Below are 19,043 nucleotides of genomic sequence, written 5' to 3'. Positions count from 1 at the left end.
TTGATAATGAGTTTTAACTATAAAAAATTAATCTCTTTTGAAATTTTATAGCGTTCTTCATTGTTTTTAGTACGTAAAATAATTTCGCCTAAAAAACCTGCTAAAAATAATTGCGTCCCTAATACCATTGTGGTTAATGCTATGTAAAACCAAGGATTGTTAGTCACTAAGCTGTAACGCATATTGTTGTACATGTGATATAATTTAGAAAAACCAATATATCCTGCCAGTAAAAAACCGATGATGAACATAAGAGAACCAATGGCTCCAAATAAGTGCATCGGTCTTTTTCCAAATCGGGATAGGAACCAAATGGTGATTAAGTCTAAGAAACCGTTAATGAAACGTTCCATTCCAAATTTAGTTTCACCGTATTTCCTGGCCTGATGTTGCACTACTTTTTCGCCAATTTTTCCAAATCCGGCATTTTTTGCCAGAACCGGAATGTATCTGTGCATTTCGCCTGAAACTTCGATGTTTTTTACCACCACATTTCGGTAAGCTTTTAATCCGCAATTGAAATCATTCAATTCGACTCCCGAAGTTTTTCGGGCTGCCCAATTGAATAATTTTGAAGGAAGATTTTTAGCCACAACCGAGTCGTAACGTTTCTTTTTCCATCCTGAAACCAAGTCAAAATTTTGTTTGGTAATCATTTCATACAGTCCTGGGATTTCCTCCGGGCTGTCTTGCAAATCAGCATCCATGGTGATGATAACATCTCCTTGAGCTTTAGCAAAACCGGCGTGCAGAGCCTGTGATTTACCAAAGTTTTTCATGAATCGGATTCCTTTTACATGCGTGTTTTCGATAGCGAAACCTTGGATGATAGACCAGGATTTGTCAGAACTTCCGTCATCAAGAAATATGATTTCATAGGAATAACGGTTTTCCTGCATTACTTTGATAATCCAAGTGTAAAGTTCTTGAAGTGATTCTTCTTCGTTAAGAAGTGGTATTAATATAGATAAATTCATCGATTTTTATTCTTGTGATGAGGGTTTGCTTTTAAAGAAAGCGGCCAAAATTAAACCAAAAATGGTGCAGAAAACAATATTAGACAAAGAACCTTTTAAGAGTCCTATAACTGAGAATTGATCGTTTTCTTTTAAATCCTTAATTGCTTTGTTGATTCCTTCTGCCGGAGCATTGAATTTCTCCATTGCAGAAATCATGAATTTTATGGTTAATTCTTTGATGGTATCTTTGGCAGCAGGATCAATAAGGTTAAATAGTATAATGTTGAAAACAACAGATATTAGAATTCCAATTAAAGCAGAAATAAAATAAGTGGTGAAAGCGTCTTTAAAAGTAAAAGTATCTTTGAATTCTTTTTTAGTCTTTATAAGTAGCACAATTGCGATGATAAAATACAAGGCTAAATTAGAAAAACCAATCCACGGTGAAGTGAACAAATTTAAATCGATAGAATATATTAAAGTGGTGATTAAAACAGAAGTTAATCCAGTTATAATTCCAAAAGTAATTCCGTTTTTTTTAATGGTTTCGTGAATCATTGTGCGTTACTTTCAATTAAGCAACAAATATAGTAATTCCCTGTATATTGAAGAGTAAAAAACTGTTTTTAGCTCTTTATATAAAAAAAAGAAATAAAGATTTGTTTATTGAAAAATAATTGTATTTTTGCATCCTCAAAATAATATTAAAATAAAAAGTTATAATTCCTTTATACCTTTTCTGTTAAAAGAGAAGCTTCAAAATGAGTTATAGCCAAACAAATAAAAAAGATTCAAGATGAAAAAAGGTGTACACCCAGAAAATTACAGATTAGTTGCTTTTAAAGACATGTCAAATGATGATGTTTTTATTACTAAATCTACAGCAGATACTAAAGAGACAATTACAGTTGATGGTGTTGAATACCCAGTTGTAAAAATGGAGATCTCTAGAACTTCTCACCCTTTTTACACAGGTAAATCTAAACTTATCGATACTGCAGGACGTATTGATAAATTCAAAACTAAATACGCTAAACACATTAAATAATTTTAATTTGTTTTTAAATAACAGAGCCTTCCTTTTGGGAGGCTTTTTTATTTTTATCTATTTGAAAACTTTGTAACTTTGGCTCGGGTTTTAAGAAAAAACTCAATTAATAAATTTGACTACTTTATGAATTATATACTTTTTGACGGACCAGCCCGTAATGCTTTATTACCATTTACTTTTACTCGTCCGGTAGCTGATATTCTTATAGGAATCCTAACGATTCGTCAAAAATGGGAGAAATATTTGGGTTCGACCATTACCACTTTGACTGAGGAATATTTGTCTGATAAATATCCGATGGTAGAATTAGAAGAGAACGTGATGATTAATGCTTCGTTTCTTCCAAATGAAGTTCTGGCTGAAATGGTTTCGAACTTAGAGCCTAATCAGGCCATTTTTAAAGGAGAAGAAGTAATTGCTTTCTATGCTAATGATACTCAGGAAGAGGTTGATTTTGATTCTTATGAAATCATAGAATTTGATGAGGAATGTTTAACGGTAATGAATACCTGGGATATTTTTTCTAAAAATGATGCGGCTATACGCGAAGATTTTGAGTTTTTAACCGAAGATAGAAAATCGCAGTCTATTCCAGCAAGTGTTAATGTAATTGCTCCGGAGAATATTTTTATTGAAGAAGGTGCGAAGTTGGAATTTGTAACCTTAAACGCTTCTACAGGACCTATATATATAGGTAAAGATACTTTAATAATGGAAGGTACTACTATTCGTGGGCCTTTTGCTTTGTGTGAAGGAGCTGTGGTTAAGATGGGGGCTAAGGTTTATGGTGCTACAACGGTAGGAACGTATTCTAAAATTGGAGGAGAAATTAATAATTCGGTCTTATTTGCTTATTCTAATAAAGGACATGAAGGGTTTTTAGGAAATTCGGTTTTAGGAGAATGGTGTAACATTGGTGCTGATACTAATAATTCGAATCTTAAGAATAATTATGAAGAGGTGAAATTGTGGAGCTATGAAACCGAGGGTTTTACTAAAACAGGATTGCAGTTTTGTGGTTTGATGATGGGAGATCATAGTAAATGCGGTATCAATACGATGTTTAACACAGGAACAGTTGTTGGAGTGAGCTCGAATATTTTTGGTAGCGGATTCCCTCGCAATTTTGTTCCAAGTTTTTCCTGGGGTGGAGCGGCAGGTTTTACGACTTATATAACTAAAAAAGCTTTTGAAACAGCCAGATTGGTGATGGGTAGGAGAAATATAGAGTTTGACGAAAAAGAAGAGGCTATTTTAGAGCATGTTTTTGAGGAAACTAAAAAGTGGCGAAAGGAATAGTTCGATAATAAAAAATGAAAATAATTTAACCGCAAATTCGCAGATTTTTTAAATTGGCGAATTTGCGGTTTTTTAGTTTTGGATAGAAAATTAACAATTGTCTAATTGCTTAATTAATCTATCTTTGCACCTTCAAAAAATCGATTTTCTAATAATTTTAAAATCGAAAAATCTAATTACCTAATAAAAATGATTACAATTAACGATATATCGGTTCAGTTTGGTGGAACGACTCTTTTTAGTGATGTTTCTTTTGCTATTAATGAGAATGATAAAATTGCCCTTATGGGTAAAAATGGTGCGGGAAAATCAACTTTACTAAAAATTATTGCAGGAAACAGCAAGCCTTCAACGGGAAATGTTTCGGCTCCTAAAGATGCGGTGGTGGCTTATTTGCCGCAACATTTATTGACTACTGATGGGGCAACGGTGATGGAAGAAGCGTCTAAAGCTTTTTCGGAATATTTTGCTATGAAATCAGAGATTGATGAAATCAATGAGCAATTAACTGTTCGTACCGATTATGAAAGTGATGAGTACATGAAATTAATCGAAAGAGTTTCGGATTTAAGCGAGAAATTTTATGCTATCGAAGAGGTTAATTACGAAGCAGAAGTAGAAAAAATCTTGAAAGGATTGGGGTTTGTTAGTGAGGATTTTTCACGTCAAACATCTGAGTTTTCCGGAGGATGGAGAATGCGAATCGAATTGGCTAAAATCTTATTGCGTAAACCAGATTTGATTTTGCTGGATGAGCCTACAAACCACATGGATATTGAAAGTATTCAATGGTTAGAGGATTTCTTGATTAATTCGGCTAAGGCGGTTGTTGTAATTTCTCACGATAGAGCTTTTGTTGATAATATTACCAATCGTACTATTGAGGTTACGATGGGAAGAATTTACGATTATAAAGCCAAATATTCTCATTATTTAGAATTGCGTAAAGACCGTAGGGTTCACCAGCAAAAAGCATACGATGAACAACAAAAGATGATTGCTGATAATCGTGCTTTTATAGATCGTTTTAAAGGGACTTTTTCTAAAACGGATGCGGTTCAGTCGCGTGTGAAGATGTTAGAGAAGTTGGTTATTGTTCAGGTTGATGAAGTTGATAATTCGGCTTTGAAGTTGAAATTTCCACCAGCTGCCCGTTCGGGGCAATATCCGGTTGTGGTTAAGGATTTGGAAAAAGCTTACGGAGATCATGTGGTTTTTAAAGATGCTAATATTGTTATCGAAAGAGGTCAAAAAGTAGCTTTTGTGGGTAAGAATGGTGAAGGTAAATCAACTATGATTAAAGCCATCATGAAAGAAATTGGAATTGATGGTGGAAGCGTGGAAATTGGTCATAATGCTCAAATTGGGTATTTTGCTCAAAATCAAGCGTCATTATTAGATGAAAATGCTACAATTTTTGAAACCATTGATGCTATTGCTGTGGGTGATATCAGAACGCAAATCAAGAATATTTTGGGGGCATTCATGTTTCAGGGTGATGATATTACTAAAAAAGTAAAAGTGCTTTCAGGAGGAGAAAAAACGCGTTTGGCAATGATTAAGTTATTGTTGGAACCGGTGAATTTGTTGATTCTGGATGAGCCTTCGAATCACCTGGATATGAAAACTAAAGATATCATTAAAGATGCGTTGCGTGATTTTGATGGAACTTTAATCTTGGTTTCTCATGATCGTGATTTCTTGGATGGTTTAGCAACTAAGGTTTTTGAATTTGGAAACAAAAGAGTAGTGGAGCATTTTGAAGATATTACCGGTTTCTTGGTGCACAAGAAAATGGATAGTATGAAAGAAATAGAAAAATAATTTTTTGAAATAAGTTTATAAAGGCATGAGTTGATTCTCGTGCCTTTTTTGTTGGGTATTATCTGGAAATTAAATTCTTATTCCGGGAGGAAGTAATTCTTTATAAGAAGGATTTTTTTTGAAAAACTGAACTATTCTTGGGTAGGTAGGGACTATTTTGAGTCGTTGTTCGATGGCGTTATCCAAGATAGTTTTGATTAGGTTATCGATAAATTCTTCGTTTTTGGATTCTTCGGGAGTATTTATTCTGGTTAGGAATATTTTTCTTTCCTGGAGAGAATATTCAATGGTAATAAGTCCTTCTGCTGTTGTGGTTTCAAATTGTCTTGCAAAACTGTTGTCTTTGACTTCTATTGTTGTAATTGGTTCCATAACTTTTATTTTTAAATTTAGGCTAAAAGGATTAGGCTTGGGTATTTTTTTAGGAATACTCAATTTTTATAAACGAACCATTTGGTAGTGATTTTTAGAATAGATTTTGGGAGTGCAAAGTTAGGTATTTGATAATCAAAATCAAATTGTTTTGGTGTTTCATTTTGTTGCTAAATGAAGAAGCAGTAGTTTTCTTGTTTGTAAAATTAGGTGTGCTGTATAAAAAACTTTAAATTAGTTTTTTAAGCAATATGAAATTATGAGTAAGATTCCAGTTTATTTTATGCCCGGATTAGCGGCAAATCCTTTGATTTTTGAAAGGATTAAGCTTGATGATACTCTTTTTGAAGTTCATTATTTAGAATGGGAAATTCCCAGACCCAAAGAATCTTTAGAGGATTATGCCAGGCGAATGACATTACATATAAAAAATGAAAATCCGGTTTTAATAGGAGTTTCTTTTGGGGGGATTGTGGTTCAGGAAATGGCGAAGCATATTGCTGTTAGGAAGCTGATTATTATTTCGAGTGTGAAAACTAATCAGGAGTTTCCTGGACGAATCAGGTTTGCAAGAAAAACATTGGTGTATAAGTTGATTCCAATGCGTTTGATATTGCATTTTGGGAAGTTGGCACAATTTGTATTTGGAGAGAAATTCTCGCATAGGATGAAATTGTATGATACTTTTTTATCGGTTCGGGATATTGGGTATTTGAATTGGGCGGTTGAGAAAGTGGTACATTGGAATCGTTCGGTGGCCGATGAGCGCGTGATTCACATTCACGGTGATAGAGACTGGATGTTTCCTATTAAGAATATAGAAAAATGTATTGTGTTAAAAGGAGGGACTCATGTGATGATTTTTACTAAGCACAGGTGGTTTAATGCTAATTTGGCTGATATTATTCTGGGAGAGTAATTTTAAAAATTCCAATAACAAAATTCCAAATTCCAAATTTTTAAAGGAGATAATTGAATTGCCTTTTCTTGCAATAAAAAAAATCCCAGATTCCAATCCCGAAAGCTTTCAGGAGGAATTTGGGATTTTAATCCCGATAGTTATCGGGATGGAATTTAAAAATCGTTAGATTTTCTTCATTTGTTCTTTCATCATTGTGATTTGATCTTTCAGCATATTTTGCTTGTCAAGCTTTTTAACTTCGCTAATCAAATTAGTTGCTTCTAGTTTTCTACGGCGAGACAAAGCAATTCCTGCTAAATTTAATTTGGCTACAGCCAAATCCATATCCATAGATAATCCCAGTTCGATAGCTTTCTTGAAATATTTCTCAGATTGATTGATATTTGTTTGTGAAAGCATAATTCCGTGAAGGTAATTAAAGTAACCTTGTTGTTTTCTTATTAAGGCTGATTCCGGGTTTTTAATGTACGAAAGCCATTTTTGAGCACCCTCAAAATCTTGTTTTCTTAGTTTTAAGAAAGCCAATAAGATAAATTCGTTTCTATAATAAAGAAAAATAGGAATTGCAGTAAGTAATAGTAAGAAGATTCCGTTTCCAATATTGTTCTCTGTAAATTGCCAAATGCTAGTAATTACGATAAGTCCAGCGATAATAAGTTTGATATTCTTGTTTAACATGATGGGTATATAATTTGTGCTTGCAAAGATAGTAAAAGGAATTAAAAATATTTTTATAAAACTTCTTGCTAGAAAAAAAAGTCTTTGTATATTTGCACTCGGTTTTAGAATAACCATTATTCGAAAAATAAAAGATACATATAAATAAGTTTTAAAGATACAAAGCAATGAGCAAAAGAACGTTTCAACCATCGAAAAGAAAAAGAAGAAATAAACACGGATTTATGGACAGAATGGCTTCTGCTAATGGAAGAAAAGTTCTTGCGCGTAGAAGAGCTAAAGGAAGACATAAATTAACTGTTTCTAGCGAGCCTAGACACAAAAAATAATGTTTGTATAAGCATACATAAGGGCGTTACTTTTTTTAGTACCGCCTTTTTTTATATCTTGTCGTTAAAATGACATCAAACTTAAGATTTATAATGAGTTGCATCATTTTTAATCTTAAAAATTGAATAAAAGAGATTACTTCAATAAAACAATAATTACAATATAATGCCAAAAGACACTTCCATAAAATCAGTTTTAATTATAGGTTCAGGTCCTATTGTTATTGGTCAAGCTTGCGAATTTGATTACGCAGGATCACAATCAGCACGATCTATTCGTGAAGAAGGAATCGAGGTTATTCTTATCAATTCGAACCCTGCTACAATTATGACCGACCCTTCTATGGCGGATCATATTTATTTGAAGCCTTTAACAACAAAATCGATTATCGAAATCTTAAAAGAGCATCCACAAATTGATGCTGTGTTGCCTACAATGGGAGGACAAACAGCTTTGAACTTGTGTTTAGAGGCAGAAGAAAAAGGAATTTGGGATGATTTTGGAGTACGATTGATAGGGGTTGATGTTAATGCAATTAATATTACTGAAGACAGAGATCAATTTAAAGACTTACTTAAAAGAATAAATGTACCAACGGCTCCTGCTGAAATTTGTACTTCTTATTTAAGAGGAAAAGAAATTGCTCAGGAATTTGGTTTCCCATTAGTAATTCGTCCATCGTTTACACTGGGAGGAACCGGAGCAGCTATAGTTTACAAACCGGAAGATTTTGATAAATTATTAACTGCTGGTCTTGAAGCTTCTCCAATTCACGAAGTTTTGATTGATAAAGCTTTGATGGGATGGAAAGAATACGAATTAGAACTTTTAAGAGATAAGAATGATAATGTTGTTATTATCTGTTCTATCGAAAATATGGACCCAATGGGAATCCACACTGGAGATTCGATTACAGTGGCTCCGGCTATGACGTTATCGGATACTACTTTCCAGAAATTACGTGATTACGCTATCCTGATGATGCGTAGTATTGGTAATTTTGCCGGAGGATGTAACGTACAGTTTGCGGTTTCACCAGATGAAAAAGAAGATATCGTTGCCATTGAAATTAATCCTCGTGTATCCCGTTCTTCTGCATTGGCATCTAAAGCTACAGGTTATCCAATTGCTAAAATTGCTTCAAAATTAGCTTTAGGATACAACTTGGATGAATTACAAAATCAAATTACAAAATCAACTTCGGCTCTTTTTGAACCGACTTTAGATTATGTAATCGTTAAAATTCCTCGTTGGAACTTTGATAAATTTGAAGGTGCTGACAGAACTTTAGGTCTTCAAATGAAATCAGTAGGTGAAGTAATGGGAATTGGTCGTTCGTTCCAGGAAGCCTTACACAAAGCCACTCAGTCATTAGAAATCAAACGTAATGGTCTTGGTGCTGACGGTAAAGGATATACTAATTACGAGCAAATTATCGAGAAATTAACATATGCAAGTTGGGATCGTGTGTTTGTAATTTATGATGCGATTGCTATGGGAATTCCATTGAGCCGTATCCACGAAATTACAAAAATCGACATGTGGTTCTTGAAACAATACGAAGAATTACATACACTTGAGAAAGAAATCTCTAAATATACTGTAGATACTTTACCTAAAGAGTTCTTGTTAGAGGCTAAACAAAAAGGTTTTGCCGACAGACAAATTGCTCACATGATGGGTTGTATGGAAAGCCAGGTTCATGCTTTGCGTATGGAAATGAATATTAACCGTGTGTTTAAATTGGTTGATACTTGTGCGGCTGAGTTTAAAGCTAAAACACCATATTACTATTCAACTTTCGAAGCAGAAATTGAAAAAGCTGATGGAACACGTTATGTAGACAACGAAAGTATTGTTACTGAGAAAAAGAAAATCATTGTTTTAGGTTCAGGACCAAACAGAATTGGACAAGGAATCGAGTTTGATTATTCTTGTGTACACGGAGTTTTGGCTTCTAAAGAATGTGGTTACGAAACTATCATGATTAACTGTAATCCTGAAACGGTTTCTACCGATTTTGATACAGCTGATAAATTATACTTCGAACCAGTATTCTGGGAACATATTTATGATATTATCCAACATGAAAAACCGGAAGGTGTTATCGTTCAGTTAGGTGGTCAAACAGCTCTTAAATTAGCAGAGAAACTATCTAAATACGGAGTGAAAATCATCGGAACTAGTTTTGATGCACTGGATCTAGCCGAAGACAGAGGTCGTTTCTCTGATTTATTGACTGAATTGAAGATTCCTTTCCCTAAATTCGGAATTGCTGAAACAGCTGACGAAGCTTCAGCTTTAGCAGATCAATTGGATTTCCCATTATTGATTCGTCCTTCTTATGTATTAGGAGGTCAGGGGATGAAAATTGTAATCAACAAGCAGGAATTAGAAGAGCATGTTGTGAACTTGTTGAAAACAATCCCAGGAAACAAATTACTGTTAGACCACTATCTTGATGGTGCGATTGAAGCAGAGGCAGATGCTATTTGTGATGCTGATGGTAATGTATATATCATCGGAATTATGGAGCATATTGAGCCATGTGGAGTGCACTCTGGAGATTCTAATGCTACATTGCCTCCTTTTAACTTAGGAGAGTTTGTAATGCAACAAATTAAAGATCATACACAAAAAATTGCTGTAGCTTTGAAAACAGTTGGTTTAATCAACATTCAATTTGCTATCAAAGACGATACAGTTTATATTATTGAGGCGAATCCAAGAGCTTCGCGTACGGTTCCGTTTATTGCAAAAGCATACGGTGAGCCTTATGTAAACTATGCTACTAAAGTAATGTTAGGACACAATAAAGTAACTGATTTTGATTTCAATCCTCAATTGAACGGATTTGCAATTAAACAACCAGTTTTCTCTTTCAGTAAGTTCCCTAACGTAAACAAAGCTTTAGGACCTGAAATGAAATCAACAGGAGAAAGCATCTTGTTTGTTGATGACTTAAAAGACGATCAATTCTACGAATTATACTCAAGAAGAAAAATGTATTTGAGTAAATAATCTCAGATTCTGAATATAAAAATAGGCTGTCCTACAAAAGACAGCCTATTTTTTTTGTTTTAAATTTTTGGAGCAGACATTCAATCTATTTAAGAAACTAAGTTCCTGCTGTTCGCTATATCTTGTGTCGCCATAAAGCCTGCCTCCACAAGGATGCCGCTTCCATCAGGGCTAGATAGTGCGATTGTTTTTCATAGTAAAATCGCAGTCAATTTTGTCATTGCGAGGAACGAAGCAATCTCATTCAGTAACTTGGTAAAATTACAAATCCGTGTTATAAGGAATGTTTTAGTGTGATTGCGTCGCTATCGCTCGCAATGACTTAAACCGCCTGGTATGTCATTGCTTCATTCCGATAACTATCGGAACGAAGTGTTTTTAAAATCTCCTATATTACAAACCTAAATTAGGCAAAACAAAAGATTTAGTATTGGGATGTAATCGTATCCATAATCCTGGATTTGTGTTTAATTGCAGTACTGCTTCCTCTTTATTTGAACTCAGCTGGGTGTTAAGTACGTTTGCGTAAGTTTTAATTTTAGCAGGAGCTGAATCGGCATCTACTACTGATTGAACAATCTTTTTGGCTTGTAATATCGCAGCTGGTCCTAAGGTGAGAATGTACTCAGCAGATCTACATTCCTTTTCATCACTTTCATTCACAAGGCTTCCACCAGCTTTAAATTTGCTAATATGGTGCTCTAAAATAGTGCTGGATATTGGGATGATCCCTGCAATATGATGGCTTTGTGCTCCGGAGAAAGGTTTAATATAAGCCAGGTGTGATGCCTCATTTTCTTCCGGGCCGTGACCAATAAAAAAGATATCCAAACCTCCTAATTCTTCCAATTTTGTCAAATACGCTATAAGTGCCGACTCTATATCTTTGGTATCTGTTCGCATTGGTGTAAAGCTTTTTATTTTTTTGAAAAAAGCATCACCTAAAATACGTTCAAAATCCCTGACAAAACTAAAACTGTTATCCATGCTCAAAGGCGCAAGCGCATCCTGGGTAAAAACATTTAATCTGGCAAGCAGCTCGTCCTGTTGTGATGACTTAGCTAACTCTCCCAGCAAACGATGTAATTCCTGAGCACCTCTACCTCCAAGAAGGGCAATATTAATATCACCTTCTTTTGATTTTGCAGTGCTGTAAAGCTCATTTAGCATTGCCTGACCAATTTCAGCTTCACTACTAAGAACATTAGGAGTGATGCCATGATCAGTAAAATTAAATTCCTGTTCGCCATTCTTAGACAACCATATATTATTGTTGTCTTCGTATCTCGTAAATTTTGAGTTGATTGTCATTGTATTATTATTTATTCTGATTTTTTATTTTCAAGTGCTTTTTTAATTTCCCTCTGGTAGAATGGGGGCTGTTATGTAGCGTTTTTTATCTCAATCTTGTTTGTTTCACTATCATAAGTCATTGTCAAATGTCTGTCCCAATTTACGAATTCATCGCACGTAAATTCAAGCTTTGATTTCTGCCAATTTTTAAACTCAATCATATCCATTTGTATTGAACTTTCAATTGAAATTTTCTGTTTTATGTTTGTCGTAACTTTTTCAAAGTTGTAATAGTCCGCGAGAATAAAATCTCCATTTGGTGCTACTGTCAAATTTTGATATTGAGGTTGGTCTTCCAATTCTGTTAAGTTTCCTGTTTCTATGTCAAGTTGATATAAATAGTCAGAAGTCAAGACTAGAACAATCTTTTTAGGTGTCGAGATAGCAACTTGTTTAGGAAAACCACGAAATTGTCCGCACCACTCATAATAATCTTCCTCGACAAACTTTATAAAAGCCCAACTCTGAGAATTCCACGCGCTTTCGTTATCGTAAATTCTTTCGGTATATTCTCCGGAATATGGTTGACTTATTATTTCTGCTTGAATTATCATTGGTGGTGTCAGTCTTTAAAATGCCATATAATGTTCTGGTACTACAGCGGGTTTGGGACTAATTAAACCCTATTTTCGGATTTGCAAAATCATTTCAAATAAAATTATCTTTCCATTAAGTCTATTACCCAAATCCGTTGTAGAGCTGTTATGTGTAGCCTTTTTATTGTTTTAATTGTCTTTGTAATAATAGAACCAATTACTTTGGTAGTTCTTATCAAAATTTTCTTTGCTGTCAAGTTTAATAGAAAAGGTTGAGTCGTTTATATAATCAAATTCGTCACATTCTTTTATTAGTTTTAAATACTCACTTTTAAACTTGTTTTTAGTCTCATTATTGTCGTTTTTTTCAAGTTGTTCGTTGGTAAAGAAAAAGAAAATTCCTGTTGAGAAATTTCTTTTGATTTCCCAAATTTGTTGTTCTTTTAAGTTTTCTTTTAGCTTGTATAGCTTTTGATTATTTATTTTTCCATTTGCTTCTTCTTTCGCAATTGGCTCAAATGAACTGAAAATAACATATAAATTGTCTGCAGTAAATTCACTATGGTTATGAATCAAATCTCTAAATGCATTTTGAATCATTAGTTGCCTATCAGGGTTTTGGAATAAACTGTTTTCTGTTTTAAATGATATATTGTCTTTGTACTTTTCAAAAATTACTTGAAGTCTAGGTTGTTTATTATGTTCAAGAATGTCATAAACAATATTTAATGGCTTCACTCCAAAATTATCATTTATCCAATTGGCAAGGTCAGAAAATGGAGAGTCTAATTTTTTAAGACCTTTCTTGATAGCTTTTGATTCTATATATTCCTTGTCACTATATGATACCATTTTTTGTTAGGATTTGTCTTTTAAGGTTACACATAACTCTTTTATATCCGAAGCAAAGCTTCGTATATACATCCAAAATCGGGTAGATTGGCGAAGTTTTATTTCGTTTTATTCTTTTTTCAAATATAGAAATTAAATCTTACAAGCCACAATTTTAATCTTTTTGCTTATTGTAGCTGTTTTTACGTTATGTCCGGTAAAATAAGGAGTCCGAAGCAAAAATAATATTTTACGAATCTGCCAAAGTCAGATAAAAATTTGTGCAATTTATTTTAGAATTAATATTTGTGTTATACCAATTGGAAATATAAATCAGTCCTATTGTCAGTTCGAGCGTAGTCGAGAACTATTGCAGCATCTCGACTGCGCTCGATGTGACAAAAAAACTATCGGACTAAACAATAATTCTAAATGGTATTATTTCGTGTAATTGCTTCGCCTATTCTCTATCACTCGGGTCGTGGCAAAAATAAAACTCGTGCGACCCTGTTACAAAAAGGATTTTTGATGTCTTTTAATTTTATTTGTATTTTGAAAAAATTCCGGAATCGGTGGCTGTCCATAAACAGCATTTTTGACCACAAGCTTTTAAAGCGCTATTAGTCCAGCTATTGCAGGTTTTTATCATGCTGTAACTTCCGTTTGCCTCATAAAAAGCATCGGTTTTGCCATAATTAGCGTTGGTTATTATTGGAATAAAATTACCCTCAGTATCTTTTTGGAAACTATCGGTAATGTAAGTAATTAAGCGCTGGTATTGTTCTTTGCTAATTAGCATTGATTTACAGTCTTTGCCCAATTTCATTTGCTTGTAATAAGTAGCATGGATAGCGCTTGTGCCTAATCCGGAAGCGGCCTTAAGTGCAACCGAAGCTTTTAGGTCAGACCATTCAGGAGTTTCTAAATAAAATCCTTTATCTCCCCAACCCAAAGCAATATACTTATAAGTAGAATCGGCAGCTATGGTGTTTTTAAATTGAATTTGTTTGCTCCAATCTATTTGATCGCTTATTGTATGCATTACAATATCGGTATGGACGCCATTTGTCAGGATGTATATTTCAACTTCTGGTTTTGTGTCAGCTTCTTTTTCAATTGTTATTATTGAAAGTAAATAGGCAATTATTACGTACAGTAAAATGAATCCCAAAAGAAATAAGACTAATTTTAGAAGAATTTTAAATGCGGTTTTCAAGTTGTTTTTGATTGAAATTTTACCAAATTTAATTAAATAAAGTTCATTTTAAACGTTAATAGAGAGGATTGGCAAGTAAAATTTTTTTGAAATTTTATATTGAAACATCCGCAAAGTTGTGGTTTGTCCAAGTATTTATCTTACGAATCAATTCCTCTTTTTGTATTGGTTTTGATACATAATCATTGACTCCTGAATCTATTATTTCCTTTATGTTTTCTTCAAAAGCGTAGGCAGATAATGCTATGATGGGAGTATTAGCCAATTTAGGATTCGCTTTTATGATTTTTGTAGCTTCAATTCCGTCCATTTCCGGCATTTGAATGTCCATCAATATAATGTTGTAGCTTTCGTTTTCAAGTTCGGCTAATAGCTCTTTGCCATTATACACTTTTTTGACGTCCCAGTTTTGGGATTTCAGTATTTTTTCGACTAACAGTTGATTGATTTCTACATCTTCAGCCGATATTATTTTTAGCTGTTTATTGTTGTGCTGTTGAATAATTTCTATTGGTTTGCTTTTGTGATTTTTAACCTTGTCCGAAATCTTATAAGGTATAGAGATGATAAATTCTGTTCCCTTTTCTTCTTTGGTTTTTACGCTGATTTCACCGTGAAGCAAATCAACAGATTTTTTTATAATTGGTAAGCCTAAACCTGTTCCTCCGTATTTTTTAGACAAGGAATTATCGCCTTGATAAAAGGGGGCAAATATTCTGCTTTTTTTGTTTTTGTTGATTCCTATGCCGGTGTCAGTAACTTTAATCTCGATTTTATTTTTGACGAGTGTGTTGATTTGCAATTTCACATATCCTTTGTCAGTAAATTTTATGGCATTCGAAAGTAAATTATTCAAAATTTGGGACAGTATTTTTTCATCGGAAATAATTTCTTTTTCAGTACAATTTTCGCAATCAAGAATAAAATCGATACCCTTAATTTTAGCCTGTTCTTTGAAACTTTTAGAAGATTTTTCGATAAAATCGGTGATGTTTATCCGGTTTTCAACGATGGTGTGTTTTCCGGATTCTATTTTTGAAAGATCTAAAATATCGTTTATGATGCCTAGTAAATTCAAGGATGATATTTTTAGAATGTCTAAATAGTTTCTTTTTTCCTGATCAGTTTCTTTTTCATCAAGAATATCAATGAAGCCAAGGATTCCGTTTATAGGAGTTCTTATTTCGTGACTCATATTCGACAAAAATGTTGATTTTAGTTTATTGGCTGTTTCGGCTTCTTCTTTAGCAATTATCAAATCTTTGGTTCTTTCTTGGATTGTTACATTGAGATTATTAGAAAGTTCTTTTAGATTCCTGTTTTTCTTTTTTAGCTCATTGTTGTAGTAAGTCAGTTCATTGATTAGTGAAAAAATATACGATAGCGGCAAGGCAATACTGATGATAAATATGAATAAATTAATAAATGAAATATATTGTTTGCTTTCGTAAAAAGGCCCAATTCCGATTGATGTTGCATAAATAGTGCAGGCACTAAAAATGATGATACCAATAGAGTAGCCTATGGTTTTGAATCGGATAATGAATAAAGTTAAAATTGGAATCGAAATATAAATCAGAAGAGGGTAGTAGCTCAGACTGTAATATAGATTCAATAACAATAATAGGTTGAAGGAAAGAAAGAGTAAAAAATCTTTGGTATTGACCGGTTTTATTTTTTTTAGAGCATAAAATAAAGGAACAACTAATATGATTCCTAAAATATCGGAAAGAGTAATCAGACCAATTTTTATTAATAATTCAGAAGTTGTAGCCTGAAAATATCCCATAAGGTAAGGAGATAGCACCATTATCCAGGTGGTGAGAATTGGCGGAAGCAAAACCATATAAAGGTAATATTTCAGGACATTTTTAGTTTTCCAGAAAATGGGAGATTTGATTATTCTGGTATAAGCTACATATCCTAAGACCGATTGTAATGTGTCTATTGACGCAATCCAGGTTCCTAAGGTTACTCCTTTAAAGGTGTGCCATAAATCGTTTTGAATTATAAAAAAAGGTATGTTTGAAAAGAATGACGCCAAAAAAATTGCCGGAATTACTTTGCGGCCAAATTTCATCAGACTTCCTAACGCAATTCCTGCTGGTAACCATATTACAGTTAAATTCCCCGGTGGAAGATTGATGAATTTCATTCCTAAAATAGCGAATATGTAATAAAGCAAAAACGTTATTACATTTGCTGTTACTGTTTCTTTTAGTTTGTCTCTCAACTTAAATACGGATAATTTTAAACGTTTTTTTATGTCTTTTTTGAAATAAAATCTAAAAGTGCTGTGCTTACTCTGCTTTCCACTTCTTAAGATTTTTCAAACTGTGTATTTTCCTAATGATAAAATGAAAATCCTTTTAGCATTGTGGAATTATAGATTCCTACTATATCTTCGCTCCAATTTTTGGAAAGATGTATGCTAAACAATAAGGATTTTTCTCTGTTCAAATATATAGTATTTATTATTACAAATTATCGAATAAATAGCTGTCTGAACAATTAAAAATGACTGAAGCTATAAACAAAAAATCCGTCTGCTTAATATTTAAACGAGACGGATTTTGATATATAAATTGAAGCTTAATTACTCTTTTAAAAATTTTAAATTTGTATTTCTCTTGCTTCTAAACGAGTTAAGTCAATGTTTTCAGGGGTATGAAGTATCATTGGGAATTTTTCTATTTTCACAGAACTACTATCCAATCCAAAAGCACTTTCCTCGGATAAGCTCATTTTTTTGATAAAGAAATACGAGTTCATAATAATATTTTCATGCCATTTTAATTCGTTGTCATTTGATAAAAATTTCTCAGACAGCACAAATTTAAAGTCGCCAATGATGTTGTTTTTGTTTAATGATTCATAACGGCTTCTAATATCTACTTCGCCATTTTTAACCATGTCTTTGATTACTTCCTTAAACATCAGGTTAATTTTTGTAGGCTCTCTAAAACCCAGATTGAAATCAACGCGATATAGATCGTCTTTAAGAATTTCGGTTACTCTATATTCGGTTTTATAAGGTTCAGTTAAGATGTTTACGTGTACAAACCAATAGATGTCAGCTCTTTTTGGCCTTTTTTGCAGGATAGAATACATTACTTTTTCTTCTATTTCGTCAACTCGTCCTGCATTGGTCATATATACTAAATGGGTAGCATATTTAGGGATACTCAAGTCAACACTTAGTTCGCTAAGTACTTTTATATAATCTTGAACTTTTACAATTTTAGTATAGCTTTTGGTAATTTTTTTCGCTGTAAACCAAATAGACATTACACAAATTAAAATGGTAGCAATAATTAAAGTTACATAACCTCCATCGGCAAATTTGGTGATATTAGCTGCCAGAAAGCTTAACTCAATCAATAGGTAAATAGTAATTAACGGAACCATGAAATACAATTTTACTCTTTTCATAATCAAATAAAAATTAAGTAAAATGGTGGTCATTATCATGCATAAAATGATGGCTAAACCATAAGCATGTTCCATATTGCTGGATTCTTCAAAGTGCAGAACGATTCCCACACAGCCAAAGAACAACAACCAGTTTATAGATGGAATATACAATTGACCTTGTAATTCGGTAGGGTATTTAATTTTTGCTTTTGGCCAAAAATTCAATCGCATGGCCTCATTGATAAGAGTGAAAGACCCACTGATTAATGCCTGAGAAGCAATAACAGCCGCTAAAGTAGCGATAACAATTCCGAATGGCTGAAACCAATGATCCATAATTAGGTAGAACGGATTTCCGTTTTTTCCACCTAAACTTTGCAATGTTTGTCCTTCGTTATGAATTAAATAAGCTCCTTGTCCAAAATAGTTAAGTACTAAAGTTGCTTTAACAAAAATCCAACTGATTCTGATATTCTTTCTTCCGCAATGTCCCATGTCTGAATATAATGCTTCAGCTCCCGTAGTACATAAAAAGACAAATCCAAGAACGAAAAATCCATCCGGATGAATTGTTAGTAAATGATAAGCATAATAAGGATTAAAAGCTTTAAAAACTTCAGGGTGTTTTGCTATTTGGATTGCACCTAATATTCCAAGCATACTGAACCATATAAACATCATTGGAGCAAAGAATTTACCAACCAGTTTTGTTCCAAATTGCTGTATGGTGAAGAGAACAAACAAAATCCCAATAACAATAGGGACGGTATTTATTTCAGGATAATAAGTTCTAATTCCTTCTACGGCTGAAGATACCGAAACGGGAGGGGTAATAATTCCGTCAGCTAATAAGGCACTACCTCCGATAATAGCGGGAACAATGAGCCATCTAATCTTTGTTTTTTTTACTAAAGCATATAGAGCAAAAATTCCACCCTCACCGTGGTTGTCAGCATTTAAGGTGATGACTACATATTTAAGGGTTGTTTGTAAAGTCAAAGTCCAAAATACAGCAGATATTCCTCCTAAAACTACATCGGCATTAATGGTGTGATCTCCTAATATGGCTTTCATTACGTATAATGGAGAGGTTCCGATATCACCATATATAATCCCTAATGTAATTAATAAACCTCCTAATGTAAATTTACTGTGTAAATGTCTATGTGATGCGCTCATGAATAATTTTGTAAAGGCACCAAATTTACTCATTTTTAGCAAATCAAAAGTTATTTGC

At 33.4% G+C, this 19,043-nt stretch carries 16 protein-coding genes; 6 read left to right on the top strand and 10 right to left on the bottom strand.

Features of this window, described 5'->3' with window-relative positions; genetic code table 11:
* Nucleotides 1-17: 17 nt before the first annotated feature.
* Nucleotides 18-977, bottom strand: coding sequence for a glycosyltransferase family 2 protein (locus EOD40_RS06575; RefSeq protein WP_128194100.1), 960 nt, complete (start codon nt 975-977; stop codon nt 18-20).
* A 6-nt stretch (nt 978-983) separates the two neighbouring features.
* Nucleotides 984-1,517, bottom strand: a complete 534-nt coding sequence (locus EOD40_RS06570) for a DUF4199 domain-containing protein (RefSeq protein ID WP_128194099.1) — start codon at nt 1,515-1,517, stop codon at nt 984-986.
* A gap of 238 nt (nt 1,518-1,755) precedes the next feature.
* Here EOD40_RS06570 and EOD40_RS06565 point away from each other — a divergent pair, with 238 nt between their 5' ends.
* From EOD40_RS06565 to EOD40_RS06555, 3 genes are all read left to right on the top strand, one after another.
* Complete coding sequence (locus EOD40_RS06565; RefSeq protein WP_035662670.1) at nt 1,756-2,007, top strand: type B 50S ribosomal protein L31; 252 nt, start codon at nt 1,756-1,758, stop codon at nt 2,005-2,007.
* A 126-nt stretch (nt 2,008-2,133) separates the two neighbouring features.
* Nucleotides 2,134-3,309, top strand: coding sequence for a GlmU family protein (locus EOD40_RS06560; protein ID WP_128194098.1), 1,176 nt, complete (start codon nt 2,134-2,136; stop codon nt 3,307-3,309).
* Nucleotides 3,310-3,498: 189 nt separating this feature from the next.
* Nucleotides 3,499-5,133, top strand: coding sequence for an ABC-F family ATP-binding cassette domain-containing protein (locus tag EOD40_RS06555; protein WP_128194097.1), 1,635 nt, complete (start codon nt 3,499-3,501; stop codon nt 5,131-5,133).
* A 69-nt stretch (nt 5,134-5,202) separates the two neighbouring features.
* Here the strand turns inward: EOD40_RS06555 and EOD40_RS06550 are convergent, their stop codons facing one another.
* Nucleotides 5,203-5,505, bottom strand: a complete 303-nt coding sequence (locus tag EOD40_RS06550) for a GNAT family N-acetyltransferase (protein ID WP_231129589.1) — start codon at nt 5,503-5,505, stop codon at nt 5,203-5,205.
* Between the two features lie 259 nt (nt 5,506-5,764).
* Between EOD40_RS06550 and EOD40_RS06545 the strand changes: the two genes are divergently transcribed.
* On the top strand, nt 5,765-6,424 hold the full coding sequence (locus EOD40_RS06545) for an alpha/beta hydrolase family protein (RefSeq protein ID WP_128194096.1): 660 nt from the start codon (nt 5,765-5,767) through the stop codon (nt 6,422-6,424).
* 165 nt (nt 6,425-6,589) lie between these two features.
* Here the strand turns inward: EOD40_RS06545 and EOD40_RS06540 are convergent, their stop codons facing one another.
* Complete coding sequence (locus tag EOD40_RS06540; protein WP_128194095.1) at nt 6,590-7,105, bottom strand: DUF2892 domain-containing protein; 516 nt, start codon at nt 7,103-7,105, stop codon at nt 6,590-6,592.
* 167 nt (nt 7,106-7,272) lie between these two features.
* Here EOD40_RS06540 and rpmH point away from each other — a divergent pair, with 167 nt between their 5' ends.
* Entirely contained in the window at nt 7,273-7,434 is a 162-nt protein-coding gene (rpmH, locus tag EOD40_RS06535) for a 50S ribosomal protein L34 (protein WP_008464848.1), read from the top strand.
* Nucleotides 7,435-7,600: 166 nt separating this feature from the next.
* Nucleotides 7,601-10,456, top strand: a complete 2,856-nt coding sequence (gene carB / locus EOD40_RS06530) for a carbamoyl-phosphate synthase large subunit (RefSeq protein ID WP_128194094.1) — start codon at nt 7,601-7,603, stop codon at nt 10,454-10,456.
* Between the two features lie 393 nt (nt 10,457-10,849).
* Here the strand turns inward: carB and EOD40_RS06525 are convergent, their stop codons facing one another.
* From EOD40_RS06525 to EOD40_RS06500, 6 genes are all read right to left on the bottom strand, one after another.
* Nucleotides 10,850-11,767, bottom strand: coding sequence for a sugar phosphate isomerase family (locus tag EOD40_RS06525; protein ID WP_128194093.1), 918 nt, complete (start codon nt 11,765-11,767; stop codon nt 10,850-10,852).
* 71 nt (nt 11,768-11,838) lie between these two features.
* Entirely contained in the window at nt 11,839-12,363 is a 525-nt protein-coding gene (locus EOD40_RS06520; protein ID WP_128194092.1) for a hypothetical protein, read from the bottom strand.
* Between the two features lie 171 nt (nt 12,364-12,534).
* On the bottom strand, nt 12,535-13,197 hold the full coding sequence (locus tag EOD40_RS06515; RefSeq protein ID WP_128194091.1) for a hypothetical protein: 663 nt from the start codon (nt 13,195-13,197) through the stop codon (nt 12,535-12,537).
* 520 nt (nt 13,198-13,717) lie between these two features.
* Complete coding sequence (locus tag EOD40_RS06510; protein WP_128194090.1) at nt 13,718-14,392, bottom strand: TIGR02117 family protein; 675 nt, start codon at nt 14,390-14,392, stop codon at nt 13,718-13,720.
* A gap of 94 nt (nt 14,393-14,486) precedes the next feature.
* On the bottom strand, nt 14,487-16,625 hold the full coding sequence (locus EOD40_RS06505) for an ATP-binding protein (RefSeq protein WP_128194089.1): 2,139 nt from the start codon (nt 16,623-16,625) through the stop codon (nt 14,487-14,489).
* Between the two features lie 380 nt (nt 16,626-17,005).
* Nucleotides 17,006-18,985, bottom strand: coding sequence for a KUP/HAK/KT family potassium transporter (locus EOD40_RS06500; protein ID WP_128194367.1), 1,980 nt, complete (start codon nt 18,983-18,985; stop codon nt 17,006-17,008).
* Nucleotides 18,986-19,043: the final 58 nt, after the last annotated feature.

The sequence above is a fragment of the Flavobacterium sufflavum genome (genome assembly GCF_004016525.1).
Classification (GTDB): Bacteria; Bacteroidota; Bacteroidia; order Flavobacteriales; family Flavobacteriaceae; genus Flavobacterium; species Flavobacterium sufflavum.
This window is presented reverse-complemented; position numbering and strand designations above follow the sequence as displayed.

Bases quoted from the DNA above. Each gene is read 5' to 3' on its own strand.
- EOD40_RS06575 (WP_128194100.1), bottom strand. From the start codon at position 977: ATGAATTTATCTATATTAATACCACTTCTTAACGAAGAAGAATCACTT.
- EOD40_RS06570 (WP_128194099.1), bottom strand. From the start codon at position 1,517: ATGATTCACGAAACCATTAAAAAAAACGGAATTACTTTTGGAATTATA.
- EOD40_RS06565 (WP_035662670.1), top strand. From the start codon at position 1,756: ATGAAAAAAGGTGTACACCCAGAAAATTACAGATTAGTTGCTTTTAAA.
- EOD40_RS06560 (WP_128194098.1), top strand. From the start codon at position 2,134: ATGAATTATATACTTTTTGACGGACCAGCCCGTAATGCTTTATTACCA.
- EOD40_RS06555 (WP_128194097.1), top strand. From the start codon at position 3,499: ATGATTACAATTAACGATATATCGGTTCAGTTTGGTGGAACGACTCTT.
- EOD40_RS06550 (WP_231129589.1), bottom strand. From the start codon at position 5,505: ATGGAACCAATTACAACAATAGAAGTCAAAGACAACAGTTTTGCAAGA.
- EOD40_RS06545 (WP_128194096.1), top strand. From the start codon at position 5,765: ATGAGTAAGATTCCAGTTTATTTTATGCCCGGATTAGCGGCAAATCCT.
- EOD40_RS06540 (WP_128194095.1), bottom strand. From the start codon at position 7,105: ATGTTAAACAAGAATATCAAACTTATTATCGCTGGACTTATCGTAATT.
- rpmH (WP_008464848.1), top strand. From the start codon at position 7,273: ATGAGCAAAAGAACGTTTCAACCATCGAAAAGAAAAAGAAGAAATAAA.
- carB (WP_128194094.1), top strand. From the start codon at position 7,601: ATGCCAAAAGACACTTCCATAAAATCAGTTTTAATTATAGGTTCAGGT.
- EOD40_RS06525 (WP_128194093.1), bottom strand. From the start codon at position 11,767: ATGACAATCAACTCAAAATTTACGAGATACGAAGACAACAATAATATA.
- EOD40_RS06520 (WP_128194092.1), bottom strand. From the start codon at position 12,363: ATGATAATTCAAGCAGAAATAATAAGTCAACCATATTCCGGAGAATAT.
- EOD40_RS06515 (WP_128194091.1), bottom strand. From the start codon at position 13,197: ATGGTATCATATAGTGACAAGGAATATATAGAATCAAAAGCTATCAAG.
- EOD40_RS06500 (WP_128194367.1), bottom strand. From the start codon at position 18,985: ATGAGCGCATCACATAGACATTTACACAGTAAATTTACATTAGGAGGT.